Source organism: Geothrix fermentans DSM 14018 (assembly GCF_000428885.1).
Taxonomy (GTDB): domain Bacteria; phylum Acidobacteriota; class Holophagae; order Holophagales; family Holophagaceae; genus Geothrix; species Geothrix fermentans.
The window spans coordinates 79,010-97,106 of record NZ_AUAU01000005.1; the positions used below are offsets into that span (position 1 = coordinate 79,010).

12 protein-coding genes and 2 tRNA genes are annotated in these 18,097 nt (G+C 68.2%); 7 read left to right on the forward strand and 7 right to left on the reverse strand.

Annotated features, from left to right (window positions below):
* Positions 1-28 precede the first annotated feature (28 nt).
* Positions 29-1,039, forward strand: coding sequence for a glycoside hydrolase family 3 N-terminal domain-containing protein (locus G398_RS18980; RefSeq protein ID WP_052570998.1), 1,011 nt, complete (start codon positions 29-31; stop codon positions 1,037-1,039).
* Positions 1,039-1,959, forward strand: a complete 921-nt coding sequence (locus G398_RS0100425) for a diguanylate cyclase (protein ID WP_026852116.1) — start codon at positions 1,039-1,041, stop codon at positions 1,957-1,959. The genes G398_RS18980 and G398_RS0100425 overlap by 1 nt, the downstream gene beginning before the upstream one ends.
* Positions 1,960-2,076: 117 nt before the next feature.
* Here G398_RS0100425 and metK read toward each other — a convergent pair whose 3' ends face one another.
* A complete protein-coding gene (gene metK / locus G398_RS0100430; protein ID WP_026852117.1) occupies positions 2,077-3,219 on the reverse strand; it encodes a methionine adenosyltransferase in 1,143 nt (380 codons plus the stop codon).
* 184 nt (positions 3,220-3,403) lie between these two features.
* Between metK and G398_RS0100435 the strand changes: the two genes are divergently transcribed.
* Together G398_RS0100435 and G398_RS0100440 are read left to right on the forward strand one after the other, a co-directional pair.
* Positions 3,404-4,537, forward strand: a complete 1,134-nt coding sequence (locus tag G398_RS0100435; RefSeq protein ID WP_026852118.1) for a hypothetical protein — start codon at positions 3,404-3,406, stop codon at positions 4,535-4,537.
* Positions 4,538-4,680: 143 nt separating this feature from the next.
* Positions 4,681-7,053: an Ig-like domain-containing protein gene (locus G398_RS0100440; RefSeq protein WP_026852119.1), complete on the forward strand. Its 2,373-nt coding sequence runs from the start codon at positions 4,681-4,683 to the stop codon at positions 7,051-7,053.
* A 50-nt stretch (positions 7,054-7,103) separates the two neighbouring features.
* Here the strand turns inward: G398_RS0100440 and G398_RS18985 are convergent, their stop codons facing one another.
* Genes G398_RS18985 through G398_RS0100465 form a run of 5 tightly spaced genes read right to left on the reverse strand, consistent with a single transcriptional unit; the run spans position 7,104 to position 15,311 of the window.
* Entirely contained in the window at positions 7,104-8,357 is a 1,254-nt protein-coding gene (locus G398_RS18985; RefSeq protein WP_026852120.1) for a 1-acyl-sn-glycerol-3-phosphate acyltransferase, read from the reverse strand.
* A 1-nt stretch (position 8,358) separates the two neighbouring features.
* The gene (locus tag G398_RS15125) at positions 8,359-9,591 is read right to left on the reverse strand and encodes a spinster family MFS transporter (protein ID WP_052570999.1); all 1,233 of its coding nucleotides are present in this window, start codon (positions 9,589-9,591) and stop codon (positions 8,359-8,361) included.
* Between the two features lie 21 nt (positions 9,592-9,612).
* A complete protein-coding gene (locus G398_RS0100455) occupies positions 9,613-10,212 on the reverse strand; it encodes an OmpH/Skp family outer membrane protein (protein WP_026852121.1) in 600 nt (199 codons plus the stop codon).
* Positions 10,213-10,269: 57 nt separating this feature from the next.
* A complete protein-coding gene (bamA, locus tag G398_RS0100460) occupies positions 10,270-12,786 on the reverse strand; it encodes an outer membrane protein assembly factor BamA (protein WP_026852122.1) in 2,517 nt (838 codons plus the stop codon).
* Positions 12,787-12,836: 50 nt separating this feature from the next.
* Entirely contained in the window at positions 12,837-15,311 is a 2,475-nt protein-coding gene (locus G398_RS0100465) for an ATP-dependent Clp protease ATP-binding subunit (RefSeq protein ID WP_026852123.1), read from the reverse strand.
* Positions 15,312-15,505: 194 nt separating this feature from the next.
* Here G398_RS0100465 and G398_RS15130 point away from each other — a divergent pair, with 194 nt between their 5' ends.
* The 3 genes from G398_RS15130 (at position 15,506) to G398_RS0100480 (ending at position 17,078) form a co-directional block, all read left to right on the forward strand.
* Positions 15,506-16,810, forward strand: a complete 1,305-nt coding sequence (locus G398_RS15130) for an adenylosuccinate synthase (RefSeq protein ID WP_052571001.1) — start codon at positions 15,506-15,508, stop codon at positions 16,808-16,810.
* A 105-nt stretch (positions 16,811-16,915) separates the two neighbouring features.
* A tRNA-Lys gene (locus G398_RS0100475) sits at positions 16,916-16,990 on the forward strand.
* Positions 16,991-17,003: 13 nt separating this feature from the next.
* Positions 17,004-17,078 (forward strand) — tRNA-Glu (locus G398_RS0100480).
* 202 nt (positions 17,079-17,280) lie between these two features.
* On the opposite strand, the gene G398_RS0100485 is transcribed toward G398_RS0100480, so the two are convergent.
* On the reverse strand, positions 17,281-17,694 hold the full coding sequence (locus tag G398_RS0100485) for a hypothetical protein (RefSeq protein WP_026852124.1): 414 nt from the start codon (positions 17,692-17,694) through the stop codon (positions 17,281-17,283).
* Positions 17,695-18,097 lie beyond the last annotated feature (403 nt).

Genomic DNA, 18,097 nt, shown 5'->3' on the forward strand with positions numbered 1-18,097 from the left:
GGGCCCGCCCCCGGGGTAAGGTGGGGGGATGACCAGTCCGCACGAGCTTCTCTGGACCGGCTTCCGCGGCCTCGACGCCCCGGAGGTGGACCTTCCGTTCACGCCGGGCGCCCTCATCCTCTTCGCCCGGAACCTGGATCCCGACCCGGAGTCCGGCCCCGCCCGCTGCCGGGCCCTCATCGACGGCCTCCAGGCGCGCTTCGGAGCAGGGCTGCCCCTGGCCGTGGCCCTGGACCAGGAGGGCGGGCCCGTGAGCCGCCTGCGGCCCTGGGTGGGCACCACGCCGCCCCTCCGAACGATCTGGACCGGCGGCGGCGCCCAGGCCTGCGGGGCCTGGGGCCGCCTCTGGGGCGAGGGGCTCCGCCTGCTGGGCTTCAACGTGGACTTCGCCCCGGTGGTGGACCTCTGGGACGGCCACCCGGACGCGGGCATCGGGGACCGGGCCGCCAGCGCCGATCCCGCGGAGGTCGCCGCCGCCGCTGGAGCCTTCCTCCACGGCCTGGAATCCACAGGCGTCCGGGGCTGCCTCAAGCACTTCCCCGGCTTGGGCGGCACCACCCTGGACAGCCACCTGGGCCTGCCCGCCCTCGACGCGGCGTCCCAGGTCGACCGCAACGCCGCCGCCTTCATCCCCCTGGCCCACCCGGACCGCCTGGTGATGGTGGCCCACCTGCGCACGCCCGCCTCGGCCCCCCTGCCCGCCAGCCTGCACCGGGGCTCCGTGGCCGGGAACCCCTGGGGCATCCAGGGCCGCTTCCTGCCCGATGATCTGGAGATGGGCGGCTGCGCGGACTGGACCTGGGACGAGCGGGTGCGCCTCTCCCTGGAGGCCGGCCACCAGTGGCTGCTGGTCTGCCAGAGTCCCGAGGGTTGGACCGCCTGCGCCGATGCGGCCGGCCGCCTCCCGGAATCCCTGTGGGGGGCGCCCGTGCAGGCCGCCCGGACCCTGCGGCGCCACCTCCCCCCCTCGCCGCCCTTCGAGCCCGGGGCGTGGGACGCCTGGCTCAAGCGGCTCCGGAGCGCTGCCGAGAAGAGCTGATGGCCTCCCGCGTCCTCATCGTCGATGACAACGCCACGATCCGCAACGAGATCAAGGCGGTCCTCCTTCGCGACGGCGGGTTCACGCACTTCCTGGAGGCGGCCGACGGCCTCACCGCCTTCAAGGTCATCATGGAGACGCCGCCGGACCTGGTGCTCTGCGACCTGGTGATGCCGGGCTTCGACGGGCTGAAGTTCCTGGGCCTCAAGGCCAGCCGCAAGGAGCTGGAGCAGATCCCCGTCATCATGCTCACGGCCGAGGACGACCTGGACCGCAAGGCCGAGATCCTGGCCCGGGGCGCCTCGGACTACGTCACCAAGCCCTTCCACGAGAAGGAGCTGCTGGCCCGGGTGCGCATCCACACCAAGCTCAAGCGGCTCCAGGATGAACTCCGGGAGATGAACGCCCGCCTGGAGGCCCTGTCCGTGACCGACGCGCTCACGGGGCTGGCCAACCGGCGCCTCCTCGTCTCCCGGCTGGAGGAGGAGGTGCGGCGGGCCCGCCGCACCCGGGCCCCCCTGGCGGTGATCATGATCGACATCGACCACTTCAAGGAGGTGAACGACACCCATGGCCACGCCATGGGCGACGTGGTGCTGCGCAACATCGGGACCATGCTGAACGCCAGCCTCCGGACCACGGACCTGGCGGCGCGCTATGGCGGCGAAGAGCTCACCCTGGTGCTGCCCTACACCGACGGCCCGGCCGCCATCCAGGTCGCGGAGCAGCTGCGGCAGAAGTTTGCCGCCCTGGATCACCTCCTGGGCGACGCCACCATCCGGAAGACCGTCAGCATGGGCGTCTCCGCCCGCGCAGGCCAGGCCGCGATGCCCGATGCGGAGGGCCTCCTCAACAAGGCCGACGAAGCCCTCTACCGTGCCAAGCAGGGCGGCCGGAACCGCGTGGAGATGGCGGAATAGCTTTTGGCTATCGGCTATCAGCTGTCGCCTGTCAGCTAAAAGCAGACGCGGCCCGGAGGGCCGCATCCATTTCCACTGAGAGCCGATAACTGATAGCTGACAGCTGACAGCCGACAGCTACTTCGCCGCCGCCCGCAGCGCCTCCACCTTGTCCGTCTTCTCCCAGCTGAACTCGGGGCGGCCGAAGTGGCCGTAGGCGGAGGTGGCGCGGTAGATGGGCCGGCGCAGGTCCAGGGCCTCGATCATGGCCTTGGGGGTGCAGCTGAAGATCTCGCGCACGGCGCGGACGATGGCCTCGTCCGAGACCTTCCCGGTGCCGAAGGTGTCCACGGCGATGGAGACGGGCTCGGCCACGCCGATGGCGTAGGCCAGCTGGATCTCGCAGCGGTCCGCCAGGCCCGCCGCCACGATGTTCTTGGCGATGTAGCGGCCCATGTAGGCGGCGCTGCGGTCCACCTTGCTGGGGTCCTTGCCCGAGAAGGCGCCGCCGCCGTGGTGGCCGCTGCCACCGTAGGTGTCGACGATGATCTTGCGGCCGGTGAGGCCCGTGTCGCCCATGGGCCCGCCCACCACGAAGCGCCCGGTGGGGTTGACGTGGAAGATGGTCTTGGAATCCAGCAGGTCCTGCGGCAGGGAGGCCTTGATCACGTCCTGGATCACGGCGTCGCGGATGCTGTTCTGGGTGACGTGCTCGTCGTGCTGGGTGGAGATGACGACGGTGTGGATGCGCTTCACCTGATCCCCGTCGAACTCCACGGTGACCTGGGACTTGCCGTCGGGCCGCAGCCAGGGCAGCTGGCCGTTCTTGCGCACCTCCGCCAGCTTGCGGGTGAGCAGATGGGCGTAGTGCACCGGCGCGGGCATGAGCTCCGGCGTCTCGCGGCAGGCATAGCCGAACATCAGGCCCTGGTCGCCGGCGCCGCCGGTGTCCACGCCCATGGCGATGTCGGGGCTCTGCTGGTCGATGGTCACCATCACCGCGCAGGTGGCGTAGTCGAAGCCCTTGATGTGGTGGTCGTAGCCGATGTCCTTGACCACGTCGCGCACCAGGGCGGCCACGGGGATGTAGGTCTCGGTGGTGATCTCTCCGGCCACCAGCACGAGCCCCGTGGTCAGGAGGGTCTCGCAGGCGACCCGGCTGCGGGGATCGTCCTTGAGCGCGGCGTCGAGCACCGCGTCGGAGATCTGGTCCGCCATCTTGTCGGGATGCCCTTCGGTGACGCTCTCGGATGTGAACAGGTGACGCCCCTGGGTGGCCATGCCCGACTCCTCGGAACCCCTCCAAACATCTGCCCGGAGGAAACAATGAGTATATCGTGGAGGCCCCAGCGCATACACCTTTCGGATGACGCGGGAAACCTTGCCATGGCCTAGCCTGGGGGACTAAGGTTGGATGTTTCCATCCCCGAAGCGCTTGTCCCTTGCCCCCTTAGTGGAGGAACCCATGACCCTCTTCCGTCGCCCGACGCTGGCCCTCGCCTTGATGGCCGCGTCCATCCTGATGGTGTCCACCGCCTGCAAGCGGGAGGACCCGCAGATCCGGGAGCTGACCCAGAAGGCCGCCGAGGCTGACAAGGCCGGCCAGCAGCTGAACCAGGCCGGCAGCGAGCAGCAGAAGAAGCTGGCCCAGGCCGGCGTGAACGACATCAAGCCCAACGCCGAGACCCTCCAGCTCACGGACGAGCAGAAGAAGGCCCTCGAAGAGCGCATCAAGAACGAGAAGAACAGCTCCTACCAGGCCCTGCTCCAGGAAGTGCTGGACAAGGACAAGGAGATCAAGGACCTGAACGCCAAGCTGGCCAAGCTCAAGGCCGACCTCCCCAAGCCCGATGTGGCCAAGCCCAATGACAGCCACTACGGCATGGCCATGCGCTTCCTCAAGAAGAAGGGCGTGCCCGAGGCCGAGGCCAAGAAGCTGGTGAGCCGCGTGGCCATCATGGAGAAGCTGGCCCCGGGCTTCGAGGTCTACCACTTCTACGCCAACGGCACCTACGGCACCTGGGTGGCTCAGGGCCACGCCAAGATCACGCCCAACGACCTGATGCGCCAGGAGCGCGAGAAGATCGAGGGCGAGCGCGACGAGGCCGTCGCCCAGAACGAGAAGCTGCAGGAGGAGGTCACCGACCTCGAGAGCCAGAAGCAGAAGATCACAGAGGAGATCGCCGGCCTCCAGACCGAGCGGGCCAACCTCATCGAGGAGCGCACCAAGCTCCAGGCCGACAACACCGCCCAGCTGGCCAAGCTCAACTCGCTGCACTACGTCGTCGGCAACCGCGACACCCTGAAGGCCGAGGGCGTCATCGAGATCCCCGTCTTCGCCAAGGACCGGGCCGGCAAGAACTGGCGCGACGAGGTCTTCACCCAGAGCCTGGACCTCCGCTCCGGCAAGACCATCACCATCAAGGCCTCGGACGTGGGCCTCAAGAAGATCGGCAAGGTGAACGTGGTGCCCGGCTCGTATCTGAAGGATGAGCACTACCGCCTCACCATCAGCCCGGACAAGCAGACGGCCACCGTGGAGCTCATCACCGTGAGCCGCTTCAAGAACGACAAGGTCGTCTTCGCCGTCACCGACTGATCCGCAGCCAACCTACCCGGAGTCAAGCGGGGCCCCCTCGGGGGCCTCGCCTTTTATGTGGCATTTCCCGTTCGGGCCGCCTATTGTCATCAAACCAATCCTCGTCCTCGAAACCTTTCCAACCACACCCATGAGGTGACGCGATGCATCCACGCTTGAACCAAGCGGTCCTCGGCGCCTTCCTGCTGACGATCCTCGCCTGCACCAAGGGCGGTGACTCCGAGGCCCCCACGATCGTCACCGGCCCCGGCTACATGCCCAGCACCACCACGCCGGTCTTCGATCCGGCCCACGCGAACGTGCCCCTGCCGAACATCCTGGCCACGGCCACGGCCGCGGATCCCCTCACCGGCCGGGCCGCCAACAAGCCCATGACGCCCCCGGAGGCCCTGGCCTACGTGAACCTGCGCGAGATGGGCGGCACCAACGCCGTCTCCGGCCTGAACGCCCCGGTCTACCTCCAGTTCAACGCCGCCGTGGACGCCGCCACCGTCACCTCCAACAACATCAAGGTCTTCCAGATCACTCCCGACGCCGCCGGCACCGAGAACGCGGCCCTGGGCTTCACGGACATCTCCGCCACCTTCACCTACCAGTACACCGCCGGCGGCACGGACCTGTTCCTCTTCCCGAACTTCCCCCTGCTGCCCGGCACCCGCTACCTCTACGTGGTCACCAACCGCGTGAAGGACACCGCCGGCCTGCCCATCTCCGCCTCGCCCTTCTTCGAGGCCCTCAAGTCCACCACCCCGCTCACGGGCTCCTTCGCGGCCCTGGAGCCCATCCGGGCCAACGTCACGAGCGGGACCAACATCCTGCTCTCCGGCTACGCCAAGGTGATGGACGACCTCATCACCGCCTCCGCCACCACCACCATCGCCCAGCGCGCCAACATCACCGTGATGGGTCGCTTCATCACCACCGGCGCCGGCTTCATCGCGCCGAACCTCGCGGCCCCCAACACCCGCATCCCCGTGGAGAGCGCCCTGCGCTCCTTCGCCGCCGGCGCCACCCTGGGCGGCCTGCCCGGCAAGACCTGGGCGAACACCGCCACCGTCACCGCCGTCTTCGACCGCGGCGGCACGAACCCCAGCCCTGACGCCTACTGGAGCGCCGTGATGGGCGCCGCCACCACCGCCCCCGCCACCGTGGGCACCGTGGTGCTCGGCACCATCAACAGCGCGGACCTCTCGGTGGACCCCGTCGTCGTGGCCGCCAACGCCACCGTCGCCGGCGGCGACCTCACCGGCGTCACCGGGGCCTACAACCCCGCCGCCGGCGTGACCCAGCCCTACCGGACCACGGGTGCCCTCACCAGCTACTACCACGTGCCCCGGGCCATCCCCTTCGTCTACATCGCCCCCGCCGCCGGTTCCAACTGGCCCCTGGTGATCTACCAGCACGGCATCACCAGCCGGAAGGAGACCGTCATCGCTCTGGCCCAGACCCTCACCACCGTGGGCCGGGCCGTGGTCGCCATCGACCTTCCCATGCACGGCGCCCTGGCCGTTCCCACGCACACCACCGGCACCGTCTGGGGCCAGGACTTCATGGCCATCGGCGCCCCCCTGGCCACCCGCACCAACATCCAGCAGGCCGCCCTCAACCTGGACCGCCTCGAGCTGACCGTGGCCGTCGGCGGTTTCGCCGCCCTGCCCGCCCCGCCCTCCAACACGGGCATGCGCTACGTGGGCCACAGCCTGGGCTCCATCGTCGGCGCCTACTACCTGGCCGGCAACACCACCCTGGCCACCACCGGAGCGCCCTACACCCAGACCACCCTCAACGCCGACATGAAGGGCTACCTGTCCGTCCCCGGCGGGCGCCTGGCCTACCTCATCCAGAACAGCCCCGCCTTCGGCCCCTCCGTGGACGCCGGCCTGGCGGCGGTGGGCATCGCCAAGAACACGCCCACCTACCACCAGTTCTTCCAGGTGACCCAGAGCGTGGTGGATCCCGCGGATCCCGCCACCATGACCACCCCGCTGGGCGCGGGCCTGCCCAGCCGCCTCTCCAACCGCGTGGCCATCCAGGAAGCCGTCGGTGACACCGTCATCGGCAACCCCTACACCCGCTACCTGGGCAACGCCCTCGGCGGCCGCGAAGTCCTCGGCGCCGCCGGCGCCGCCGTGGCCCCCGGCTTCAAGCAGCTGGCCTACACCGCCGGCGGCACCCCGCCCCACGCGGCGGGCGTCCCGGCGCAGTTCATGTATACGATCGCCGGCGGCGCCCTCGCGCCCAAGGTGGCCAATGCCGCCGTGACCGGCGCGGACACCACGCCCACGGAAGGCTACTTCCAGTTCGACCAGACGGGCATCAACCACAGCTCCCTGCTGGATCCCACCGCCAGCCTGGCGAACACCGGCCTGCTCCAGAAGCAGATGCGCTACTTCCTCGGCATCACCGGCGTGGCGCTCGTGGTGGATCCCACCCAGGGCGGCGCGGCCCTTCCCCTGGCCCCGCTGAGCTTCCCTGATGTGCAGGTCCCGGAGAAGTTCCTGATCCTCGGCCACTGATCCTCGGCCGCACGCACGGAAAGGCGGGGCTCCGGCCCCGCCTTTCCCGTTCAGGGCGCCAGTTCCGGGAAGGCTTCCAGCAGCTGCCGCCGGGCCTCCAGCAGCTCGGGCACCGCAGGATCGCGCCGCCGGAGGAAGCCGCGGATGGCCTGGAGGTCCTCCCCGGCCCGCTCCAGGGCGGGCAGGCCCAGGAGCACCGCCAGCAGGGCCGCCGGCGGGACCGGGGCCGCGGGCCACCCCCAGCGCCATCCGGCCAGCGCGGCCAGGAGCCCGGCCCAGAGCGGGTGGATCAGCAGGCCCGCCATCAGCTTCAGGGTGGCGGCCTGGTCGCCCTCGTCCGTGCCCCGGCGCGCCACTCCGTCCACCAGGCGGTAGGAAGGCCAGAAGAGCAGCGCCGGCGGCAGCAGGAGGACCGCCAACCCCAGCCGCAGGGCGGCGCCCGGCAGCCAGCGGCGGACTTCCGCGCCGGGATAGGGATGGCCCACCTGGTCGGGCCGGAGCCCCTTGGACCGGAGCCAGGCCTGGGCGGCGTGCACCCGGCCCTCCAGGGCCGCCAGCTCCGCCTCGGGCAGTGCCGCCAGGTGCGGCACCAGCGCCCGGACCCGCAGGCGCAGGGCCTCCAGGTCCACCCGGCTGCCCGGGGCCTCGGCCAGGAGCCAGGCCACCTCCTGGGCCAGGGTCAGTACCCGCGCCTCCGCATCGTGGAGGGTGAGCGGCTTCAGGGCGGCCCGGATGCGGGCCGTCAGCTCCGCCACGGCCCCGGGGTCCGTGCCGAGGGGGGCCAGGTCCGCCCAGGCCACGGGCTCGCCCAGGCGCAGGAGGATGCTGTGGCGGAAGGTGGCCCGGTCCCCGTAGACCAGGCCCGCGGGCACCAGGGCCACCGGCACCGGGCTGGAGAGGGCCATGCGGGCGGCGCCGGTCTTGAGGGGGGCCAGGTCCGGCTCCGAGTGGCTGACGCCTTCCGGGAACAGGGCCACGGAGCCGCCCGCGGCCAGCACCTCGTGGACCTTCCGGAAGCACTGCTGGATGGACTCCGGCGTGGCGCCGCCATCCTTGGGCCGGGTGACGGGGATGGCCCGGAAGGCCGCCAGGAAGGGCCGCAGGGGCGCGAGCTTCCAGAGGGTGGCCTTGGCCAGCCAGCCGGCCCGCCGATCCAGCAGCGCCGCGGCGGCCAGGGGATCCAGCAGCCCGTTCGGGTGGTTCAGGAGGATGAGGCAGGGACCTGGCGGCAGGGGCGGCCCCTCCCGGCGCAGGGCGCGGAACCAGATCCGCCCCAGCAGCCGGGCCAACCGGCTGGCGGACATCTCAGGCCTCCGCGGGCCGGTGCCGGGCCCACCAGAGGGCGGCGCCGCTGAGGACGATGGCCGGCAGCACCAGGACCAGGGCCCGGGCCAGGGCGTCGCCGCCGGAGAGCCCCGCGGCGTGGAGGGCGTCCGCCCGGCGGCCCACCAGCTCGGGGCTGATGGCGTCGCCCAGCAGGTGGATGAACAGCACGTTCACGGCCACGCCCGTGGCGCGGATGCCGGAGGGCAGGCTGCTGACGGTGAGGGCGTTGACGGGGCTGGTGTTCACGAAGAGCAGGAACATGCCCACGAAGAAGAGGGCGTAGGCCGTCCCCAGGTGGCCGGTGGCCAGGGCCCAGGCCACCACGGGCGCGGAGGCCACCAGGGTGAGTCCGGAGATGCCGGCCCCGGCGTCGGGCCAGCGCTTCTGCCAGCGGTCCGTGAGCCAGCCGCCCAGGAAGGTGCCCAGGATGCCGGTCACCACCGCCAGCGCCCCGAAGACGAGGCCGGCCCGGGCGGTGGAGACGCCGAAGCGCCGCTGCAGGAGCGTCGGCCCCCAGGTGCTGAGGCCGCCCATGGCGAAGGTGTAGGCCACGTAGCTGGCGGTGCAGGCCAGCCAGACGCGGTTGCGGAAGACATGCCCCAGGCGGCGCAGGTAGGGCTCTCCCGCCTCCCGGTCTCCGCCCTCGTCCATGCCCCCCCGCACGGGGTCCGCCTGGAAGGCCATCCACAGGGCGAAGGCCAGGCCCGGCAGGCCCGCCACCAGGAAGGAGGCCCGCCAGCCCCAGGCGCCGGCCACCAGCCCGCCCAGGCCGTAGCCGAAGGCGCTGCCCACGGGGATGGCCAGGTAGAACCAGGTGAAGGCCCGCGCCCGGTCCGATTCGTGGAACCCGTCTGCCAGCATGGCGGGCCCCAGGCTGGCGTAGGCGGCCTCGCCCACCCCCACCAGGGAGCGCATCGCCAGCAGGCCCGGGTAGCTGTGGACGAAGGCGGCGCCCACCGTGGCCAGGCTCCAGAGGGCGACGCCCGCCGCCACCAGGCGAGGGCGGTGGAAGCGGTCGGCCAGGTAGCCGAAGAGGGGCGCGGCGCACATGTAGACCGCGATGAAGACGAAGGTCAGGCGCCCCAGCTGGGCGTCCGACAAATGCAGCTCCCGGCCCAGGGGCTCGAGGATCGCCGCGACGACGTACCGGTCCAGGTAGTTCACCAGGTTGATCCCGGTGAGCAGCAGGAGCAGCCGTCGCGCGGCGGTCATCTCGGGGGGCGGCGGGTCAGGCTACTTCTTGGGGGCCGCGGGCTTGGCGGCGGGCTTGGCCGCAGGCGCCGCGGCGGGCTTGGCCGCGGGGGCGGCGCCCTCACTGGCGTCCAGGCGCTTGGCCACCTCGGCGGTGAAGCCCTTCATCCACTCCTGGTCAGCCCAGGAGAGGATCTGCACGGACTGGTCGGAGAAGACCATCTGGAGCTTCTGCTCCTTGGCCAGCTGCTCGACGATGGGGCCGGCCAGCTTGGTGATGGCCTCGCCCACCTTCTTCTCCACGCGCTGGTACTCCTGCTGGCTGTCCTCCTGCATCTTCTTGGCCTCGAACTCCAGGTCCCGGTACTTCTTGGCCAGGGCCTCCTTCTTGTCGGGGTCGATGCTGGGGGAGTTCAGCTGCTGCTGCAGGGTCTGCAGTTCCTGGCCCTTGGCCTGGAGCTTCTCCTGGAGGTTCTTGCCGGTGATCTCCAGCTCGGAGAAGATGGCGCCGGCCTTCTTGGAGCTGCGGACCAGCTGGTTGATGCTGAAGAACGCGAAGCGGGGCGCCTCCTGGGCCGCGGTGGGCACGGCGAGGGCGGCGGACAGGCACAGGGCGGCCACGGACGGGGCGAGCAGACGCATGGGGATCTCCAGGGCGAAAGGGCCATTGTAGCGCGGAACGCGGCCCTCCCGCGGGAATCAGAAGGTGGTGCCGATGGAGAACTGGAAGTCGTTCTGGCCTTCGGTGTCGAAGGGATAGGGGTTCAGCTTCCGCGACCAGATCAGGCGCAGGGGGGCGGGGCTGATGGGCAGGAAGAACCGGAACTCCAGGCCCGCGGAGCGGACCAGGGAGGGGTTCTTGTAGGTGTAGAGGTTGTTGTCGTAGCCCCGGTAGGTGATCACGTCCCGGCTGAAGATCTTGGTGCCGCTGCCCCAGGAGTTGCCGGCGTCGTAGAAGAACACCAGGCGGAACTGGTCGGCGATCTTGAACTGGTACTCGGCATTGGCGATGAACTGCTTGTTGCCGCCCACCACCACCGGGTAGCCGCCGTTGTCCAGGAGGACGCTGCCCACCTGGCCGTAGCGGTAGCCGCGGATGCTGTTCTCGCCGCCCGGCCGGTAGAGGTCGTAGAGCGGGAGGTCCTCGCGGCCCAGGTTCTGCAGGTAGCCATAGCTCATGTTGAGCGCGAAGATGTGCCGGTCCGCCACGTTGGCGAACTTCGCGAAGTCCCAGGTGGCGCGCAGGAAGGGCTTGTCCCCGCCGAACTGCCAGCCGCCGTACTCCAGGCCGAAGGCGAGGCGCGTGCCCTGGGTCGGCTTGAACTGGTGGTTCACCGTGCTGTAGGACAGGCTCTGGCTGAAGGTGGATGTGAGCTGGTTGTTCAGGTCGCGGAAGTAGTAGTTGCGGCCGCCCTCGATGCGGATGAGCCGGAAGCTGTAGCCCGTGGAGTAGGTGGTGAAGAAGGCCCAGGGCTGGTTGGGGAACCAGTTGCTCAGACGCGCGCCCACCGACAGGCCGAGGCTCCGGGTGTACTGCTTGTAGGCATTGGCGATGCCCACGCGGGAGGCGTCGTAGTCCGCGGACCCGTTCGACACGGAGGCCGAGAACGAGTAGGGCAGGTCGAAGACGAAGGGCTCGGTGAAGCCCACGGAGATGTTCTTGGAGAACTTGCCGCCGTTGTAGCTCACGGACAGCGTCTCGCCGCCACCGCCCAGGTTGCGGGTGGAGAAGCTGACGCCCAGGGAGAAGCCGAACAGCGAGCCGTAGCCGCCCTGGAAGAGCAGCTCGTTGACGCCCGCCTCCTCGCCGCGGATCACCACGTCCACCTGGGGCTTGTCCGGCACCAGGTCCACCTTGGGCTCGGAGTTCTTCACGTCGAAGAAGCTCAGCTGGCTGATGCCCAGCAGCGAGTCCTTGAAGATGTCCGTGCGGAAGGGGTCGCCCTCCTTCAGCATCATGCTGCGGCGCAGCACCTTGTCCTTGGTGGTGAGGTTGCCCTCGAACTCGATGCGGCGGACCGTGTACGGCTCGCCCTCATCGAGCTTCAGGGTGGTGTCCACCTTCTTGACCCCGTCCTCCATCCGGATGTCGAACTTCTTCTCGGCCCGGAACATGATGTAGGCCTGGTTGCTGTAGGCCTCCTTGATCTTGTCCACGGTCTGGTTCACCGCGTCCAGGTCGAAGGGCACGGGCTTGGAGCCCGGCTTGGGGGGCTCGACGGAGGGCCGGATGTTGAAGAACTTCTTGAGGAAGGAGTGGTTGTCCCGCTTCACCTCCGCGTACTTCATCGGGCAATAGGTCTCGCGGAACAGCTTGCCGCCCTCGGCCTTGAAGGTCCCCTCGAAGAACTGCTCGCCCTCGAGGATGGGGATGGTGAGGGTGGCGCGGAGGTCGTACTTGGGGGACTTGGCCTCCTTGATGCGCTTCTCGTTCTTCTTCTTCTGCTTCTCGGTGGTCTTGTCCTCCACCTCGATGACGGGCTTGCCGACGAAGACGTCCTTGTAGCCCCGCTGCCAGTAGGCCTTCTTGAGGTTCTCCAGGTCCTCTTCCAGGTTCTTGTCCACCAGCAGGTCGTGGGTGGTGAGCCAGCTGAACATCCAGTGCTTGCGCGTCTTCTTCATGACGCCCCGCAGCTGGGAGCTGGAGAAGACCTTGTTGCCGCGGAAGTCGACCTTGTAGATCTTCGCCTTGCCGCCTTCCTTCACCTCGAAGACCAGGCGCGCCACGCCGGGGCCCATGGGCTCGAGGGTGATGTCCACCACCGGGTTCCGGAAGCCCTTCTCGCCGGCCTGGTCCACGATCAGGTTCTTGATCTTCCGCGCGGCCTCGGGATCGTAGATGGTGTCCGGGTTGATGGTGAGCTTCTTCTCCTTCACCTTGTCCTTGATGTTGGTGATGCCCACCTCGGTGCCGCCGCGGTAGTCGATCTCCTTGATCAGGGGGCGCTCGCGGATGCGGATGATCAGCTTCTTGCCGCCCGGGGCGTCCTCCAGCTCCAGCTTGATGTCGTCGAAGCCGCCGCTGGCCCAGAGGCGGCCGATGACGCCGCTGAAGTCCACGTTCCGCAGGTCGTCGCCCACCCGGACGCCGGACTTGAAGATCACCGTCTCGGGCGTCTGCTTCTGGGCGCCCACCACCTCGATCTTGACGATGGGCTCGATGTCCTGCGCCGCCAGTGGAAGCGCGAATCCCGCCGCCAGGAGCAGGGGCAGCATGCCCCTCCGCCACCGGGGCCGGACCCGGTTCCAGACCATGTTGTGATGCGTCATTCAGGCGCTCCGACCAGATGGGTTTCCTGGCCAGCGGCCACGTCTCCGGGATCAGACAGGGTGGGGACGAGCTTGTCGTCCACCAGATCGAACTTCACGAGGCCGGAAGGCACGGTGTCCTGGCCCACCATCAGCTCGGCGAGGGGATCCTCCACCTGCTTCTGGATGGCGCGCCGCAGCGGCCGGGCGCCGTAGGCCCGGTCCCGCAGGGTGGTCTTCACCAGCCAGTCGCAGGCGGCGTCCGAGAGGGACACGGCGAGCTTGTGCTTCTGGAGGGTGACGTTGAGATCCTCCACCAGGAGGCGGACGATCTTGCGCAGCTCGTCGTCGCCCAGGCGGTTGAACACCACGATCTCGTCGATGCGGTTGAGGAACTCGGGCGGGAAGGTCCGCTTGAGCACCTTCATGGCATCGCCGGACTTCGCGTCGGGACGGGCGTCCTGCTCGACGAAGCCGAGGTTCTTCTCCGCCAGCAGCTCCCGGCTGCCCACATTGGACGTCATGATGATGATGGTGTTCTTGAAGTCCACCAGGTTCCCGAAGGCGTCCGAAGCCTGACCATCGTCAAAGATCTGCAGCAGGATGTTGATCAGGTCGGGGTGGGCCTTCTCGATCTCGTCGAAGAGCAGGACGCAGTACGGGTTCCGCCGGATGCGGTCCGTGAGCATGCCGCCCTCCTCGTAGCCCACGTACCCCGGAGGGGCCCCGAGCAGCTTGGAGACCTCGTGCTTCTCCATGTACTCGGACATGTCGAAGCGAATCATCTTCTTGACGTCGCCGAAGAGGAACGCCGCCAGGGTCTTGGCCAGCTCCGTCTTGCCCACGCCCGTGGGGCCCAGGAAGAGGAACGAGCCCATGGGCCGGTTCGGGTTCTTCAGGCCGGTCCGAGCCCGGCGCACGGCGCGCACCACCGCGCTCACCGCCTCGGGCTGGCCGATGACGCGCTCGTTGAGCTTGGGTTCCATGTTCACCAGGTTGGCCTTCTCGTCGCCCTTGAGGGCCTTCACGGGAATGCCGGTCCAGCTGGCCACCACGTCCTCGATGTCCTGCTCGGTGACCTCGGGGAAGCGGGCGTAGTCCTCGTCCGTCAGCTCGCCGCGGTCCTTCTGGAGCTCCTCCCGGAGCTGCAGCTCCCGCTGGCGCAGCAGGACGGCCTTTTCGAAATCGCGACTCAGGACCGCCTCGTTCATCTCGTTGATGACGCGGTGCAGCTCCTCCTCATGGGACTGGCCCTCGGCGTCCGACCCGCCGGGCCCCACCCGCAGCTTCACCCGGGCCCCGGCCTCGTCCAGCAGGTCGATGGCCTTGTCGGGCAGGAAGCGGTCGGTGATGTAGCGGTTGGACAGGTAGACCGAGGCCTCCATGGTCTTCTGGGCGTAGCGCACCCGGTGGAACAGCTCGTAGCGGCTGCGGATGCCCTCGATGATCCGCAGGCTCTCCGCCTCGTCCGGCGGGTTCACGGTCACCGGTTGGAAGCGCCGCACCAGGCTGCGGTCCTTGTCGATGTACTTGGCGTATTCCTTGTGGGTGGTGGCGCCGATGCACTGGATCTCGCCCCGGCTCAGGGCCGGTTTGAGGATGTTGGCGGCGTCCAGGCTGCCCTCGGCGGCCCCGGTGCCGATCAGGCTGTGGATCTCGTCGATGAACAGCACCACGCTGGGGTCCTTGCTGGCCTCGGCGATGATGGACTTCAGGCGCTCCTCGAACTGGCCGCGGTACTTGGTGCCCGCCACCACGAGGCTGAGGTCCAGCGCGTAGATGCGCTTGTCCACCAGGCTGGGGGGCACCACGCCCTCGTAGATCTTCTGGGCCAAGCCCTCCACGATGGCCGTCTTTCCCACGCCCGCCTCGCCCAGCAGGATCGGGTTGTTCTTCCGGCGCCGGCTGAGGATCTGGATGATGCGCTCCACCTCCTGCTCGCGGCCGATGAGGTTGTCGAAGATACCCCGCTCGGCCATCTCCGAGAGGTTCCGCGCGAATTCAGAAAGAAGCGGGTGCTCCTTCTTCTTCTTCGCGATCTTCTCCTCCTTGGTGCTCTCCAGGAGGATCTCCTTGGCGGCGATGAGGTCCGCCCCAGCCTCGATCAAGAGCCGGCCCGCCAGGCAGCCCTCCTCCTTGAGCATGCCCAGCAGCAGGTGCTCGGCCCCCACATGCTTGTGGTTGAGCTTGGCGCTCTCGGCCGTGGCGTGCTGGAGGATGCGCTTGACCTCCTCCTCCATGGGGATGTCGATGCTGGTGCTGCTGGGGGTGATCTTCTTGTCCCGGGGCGTCAGGGCCGCCACCAGGCGCTCGCGCAGGGCGCTCACCTGCACGCCCATGCGCTCGAGCAGCTGGGTGCTGGTCTTCTCCGACTCCCGGAGGAGGCCCAGCAGGAGGTGGCCGCTCTGGATGCTCTCCGCACCGAACTGGCTCGCCTCGTAGCGGGCGAAGAACATCACGCGTCGTGCTTTTTCAGTGAATTTCTCGAACACGGGACACCCTCTCGGGTCTTTGGATGGTCCCCGGGCCAGGATGGTTCCAGGGCAGCCTACAAGGGTAGCCTCTTCCACCCTGCTTGTCCCGGCCCGGCTGGGACAGAACCGAGCCCGGATCCTGGAGGGCGGCGGCGTCTGCGGCCGGGACAGAACCGCCCGGCGCCGGTAGACTGGAGGGCTTGGAGGGCGACATGGGCCTGATCAGGACCAATCTGGCGATCCTTGGGCTCCAGTGGGGCGATGAGGGCAAGGGGAAGGTGGTGGACCTCCTCAGCCCCCATTTCCACCAGGTGGTGCGGTTCCAGGGCGGCAACAACGCCGGCCACACGGTCGTGGTCAACGGCCAGAGCATCGCCCTGCATCAAGTGCCCAGCGGAGCCCTGCACCCGGGCTGCTTCCTGGTGGTGGGCAACGGCGTCGTCCTCAACCTCGACGTCTTCCAGCAGGAATTGGACCGCCTGAACGAGCGGGGCTTCGACCTCTCCGACCGGCTGATGCTCTCGGACAAGGCCCACCTCATCCTGCCCCACCACATCGCCCTGGACCTCTGGCGCGAGGGCGGCGCCAACAAGATCGGCACCACGGGCCGCGGCATCGGCCCCGCCTACGAGATGAAGGCCGGCCGCATGGGCGTGCGCCTGGGCGACCTGCTCCATCCCGAGACCCTGGCCGACCGCATCCAGCCCGGCTACGAAGAGGTCCGCCTGCGCCTGGGCGCCGGAGCCGGCCTGCCCACGCTGGAGGCCGTGGTGGAGGGCCTGCTCCGCACCGCCGAGCCCCTCCTGCCCTTCATCGGCGACACCCAGAGCCACCTGGTGGCCGCCTGGGAGCGCGGCGACCGCATCCTCTTCGAGGGCGCCCAGGCCACCCTGCTCGACATCGACCACGGTACCTACCCCTTCGTCACCTCCAGCAACTGCAGCCTGGGCGGCCTCTTCACCGGCACCGGCCTGCCCCCCAAGGCCCTGGACAAGATCCTGGGCATCGCCAAGGCCTACACCACCCGCGTGGGATCGGGCCCCTTCCCCGCCGAGCTGAACGACGCCACCGGCGAGCGTCTGCGCCAGGTGGGCCGCGAGTTCGGCACCACCACGGGCCGGCCCCGCCGCTGCGGCTGGTTCGACGCCCCCATCACCGCCCACGCCTGCCGCACCAACGGCGTGGATGGCCTGGCCATCATGAAGCTCGACGTGCTGGACGGCCTGGACGAGGTGGGCCTCATCGTGGGCTACCGCACCGGCGAGGGCACCGTCACCACCAAGCTCCCCAGCTGCGCCGCCGACTGGAAGGGCCTCAAACCCGAGGTGAAGCGCTTCAAGGGCTGGGCCAGCACCCGCGGCATCACCGACCACGGCAAGCTCCCCGCCGAGGCCCACGCCTACCTGGAGGCCTTGGTGGACAGTGTCGAGGTGCCCATCGCCTACCTCAGCACCGGCCCCGACCGCCAGGAGGGCTGCATCTACCCCGGGACCTTCCTGGAACCGCTCCTGGGTTGACCCGCCGCCCCTTCACAGGCACACTGATCCTCCTGCCCAGCCAGGCAGCGCACGCTTTCCGTGCACCGCACGCTCGAGGGTTTGCGGGCCTGGTACCACCGGCAAGGGCCCTTAGCTCAGCGGTAGAGCAGCGGCCTTTTAAGCCGTTGGCCGCGGGTTCAAATCCCGCAGGGCCCACCAAGTTCCACCCCATGGGGCTATCGTCTAGGGGTCAGGACACCGCCCTTTCACGGCGGTAACACGGGTTCAAATCCCGTTAGCCCTACCAGCAAAAGAGCCTAGAGAAATCTAGGCTCTAATTGTATCAAATCGGCATCGGCTATTCTCAAAAGTGTTCCGTGCTCAAACGATGCTCAAAACGCCTTCCTGGCCTGCCATGTTCCAAGGTGCACAGGGGCGCATTAAGAAGAGCTTCCGAAGCAGGGTCGAGCATGGATGGGTTGGATTCACCCTCGACTTCAGAGGCCCAGTTAGTTTTTGGGCGGAGGTAGTGGGGTTTCAGGTGGGTATTTACCACTCTTCTTTGCACCGCCGACGCCCAACAGTTTTTCCGACTCCTTGAGGATCTGAATGCGATACGCGAACTTTCTGCTGTCTAGATCCTCATTCGGAAGCAACACCTGCTCATCTAGAGGGTCAATAAACGGGACCATCTGAAGAACCATGCTCCCTTCCTTGCTCTTCACCATCTGCCACATCCTGCCCGTGTGTGTGTCGAGAAGGTATTGATCCGAGCGGAACTCACCAAGCTGGATTAGTTGGTAACGGGGTGCCAGTTGATGAACCGAGGTCTCGATTTGAGTCGCCGGGGGTGAAGCGGGTTTGATTTTTGGGGCCTGCCCCAAAAGGGGAGTCATAGCCAGAAGCGCGACCAGTAACCTCATGCAACCTCCTCATGTGCCCAACACATAATTCGTGAAATATCTGCGGCCATCCTACTCCCATCGAGGAGAGCGCCCTCTAGCTAGACTGCAATTCACGGGTCGCTGTGCCGCCCTTGCCGCCTTCCGTGCCTTCGCCTCATCTCCGCACAGGAATAAGCAATCAAGCCTTCATACATGGCCATAAGCCAGATTTGCTCCGAATGCGGCTCATCCCGGATTTGTTCGGAAAATTCGGCTCTGAGTAGCTCGATTGCCGCGAGCTTGAGCGTCTTCGCGGTAAACGATCCAGGTGAGATGTTTCCATTCGGCCGATGGGCTCAAGGCGAACATGCCCTCGTCATCTGCGCTCCCCGAGGTCGCTCCTGCGGTTGAAGGACTGGACCGGGATCACAGATCATGGCCT

Excerpts from the sequence above, each read along its gene's own strand:
- G398_RS18980 (WP_052570998.1), top strand. The coding sequence starts at position 29 with ATGACCAGTCCGCACGAGCTTCTCTGGACCGGCTTCCGCGGCCTCGAC.
- G398_RS0100425 (WP_026852116.1), top strand. The coding sequence starts at position 1,039 with ATGGCCTCCCGCGTCCTCATCGTCGATGACAACGCCACGATCCGCAAC.
- metK (WP_026852117.1), bottom strand. The coding sequence starts at position 3,219 with ATGGCCACCCAGGGGCGTCACCTGTTCACATCCGAGAGCGTCACCGAA.
- G398_RS0100435 (WP_026852118.1), top strand. The coding sequence starts at position 3,404 with ATGACCCTCTTCCGTCGCCCGACGCTGGCCCTCGCCTTGATGGCCGCG.
- G398_RS0100440 (WP_026852119.1), top strand. The coding sequence starts at position 4,681 with ATGCATCCACGCTTGAACCAAGCGGTCCTCGGCGCCTTCCTGCTGACG.
- G398_RS18985 (WP_026852120.1), bottom strand. The coding sequence starts at position 8,357 with ATGTCCGCCAGCCGGTTGGCCCGGCTGCTGGGGCGGATCTGGTTCCGC.
- G398_RS15125 (WP_052570999.1), bottom strand. The coding sequence starts at position 9,591 with ATGACCGCCGCGCGACGGCTGCTCCTGCTGCTCACCGGGATCAACCTG.
- G398_RS0100455 (WP_026852121.1), bottom strand. The coding sequence starts at position 10,212 with ATGCGTCTGCTCGCCCCGTCCGTGGCCGCCCTGTGCCTGTCCGCCGCC.
- bamA (WP_026852122.1), bottom strand. The coding sequence starts at position 12,786 with ATGCTGCCCCTGCTCCTGGCGGCGGGATTCGCGCTTCCACTGGCGGCG.
- G398_RS15130 (WP_052571001.1), top strand. The coding sequence starts at position 15,506 with ATGGGCCTGATCAGGACCAATCTGGCGATCCTTGGGCTCCAGTGGGGC.
- G398_RS0100485 (WP_026852124.1), bottom strand. The coding sequence starts at position 17,694 with ATGAGGTTACTGGTCGCGCTTCTGGCTATGACTCCCCTTTTGGGGCAG.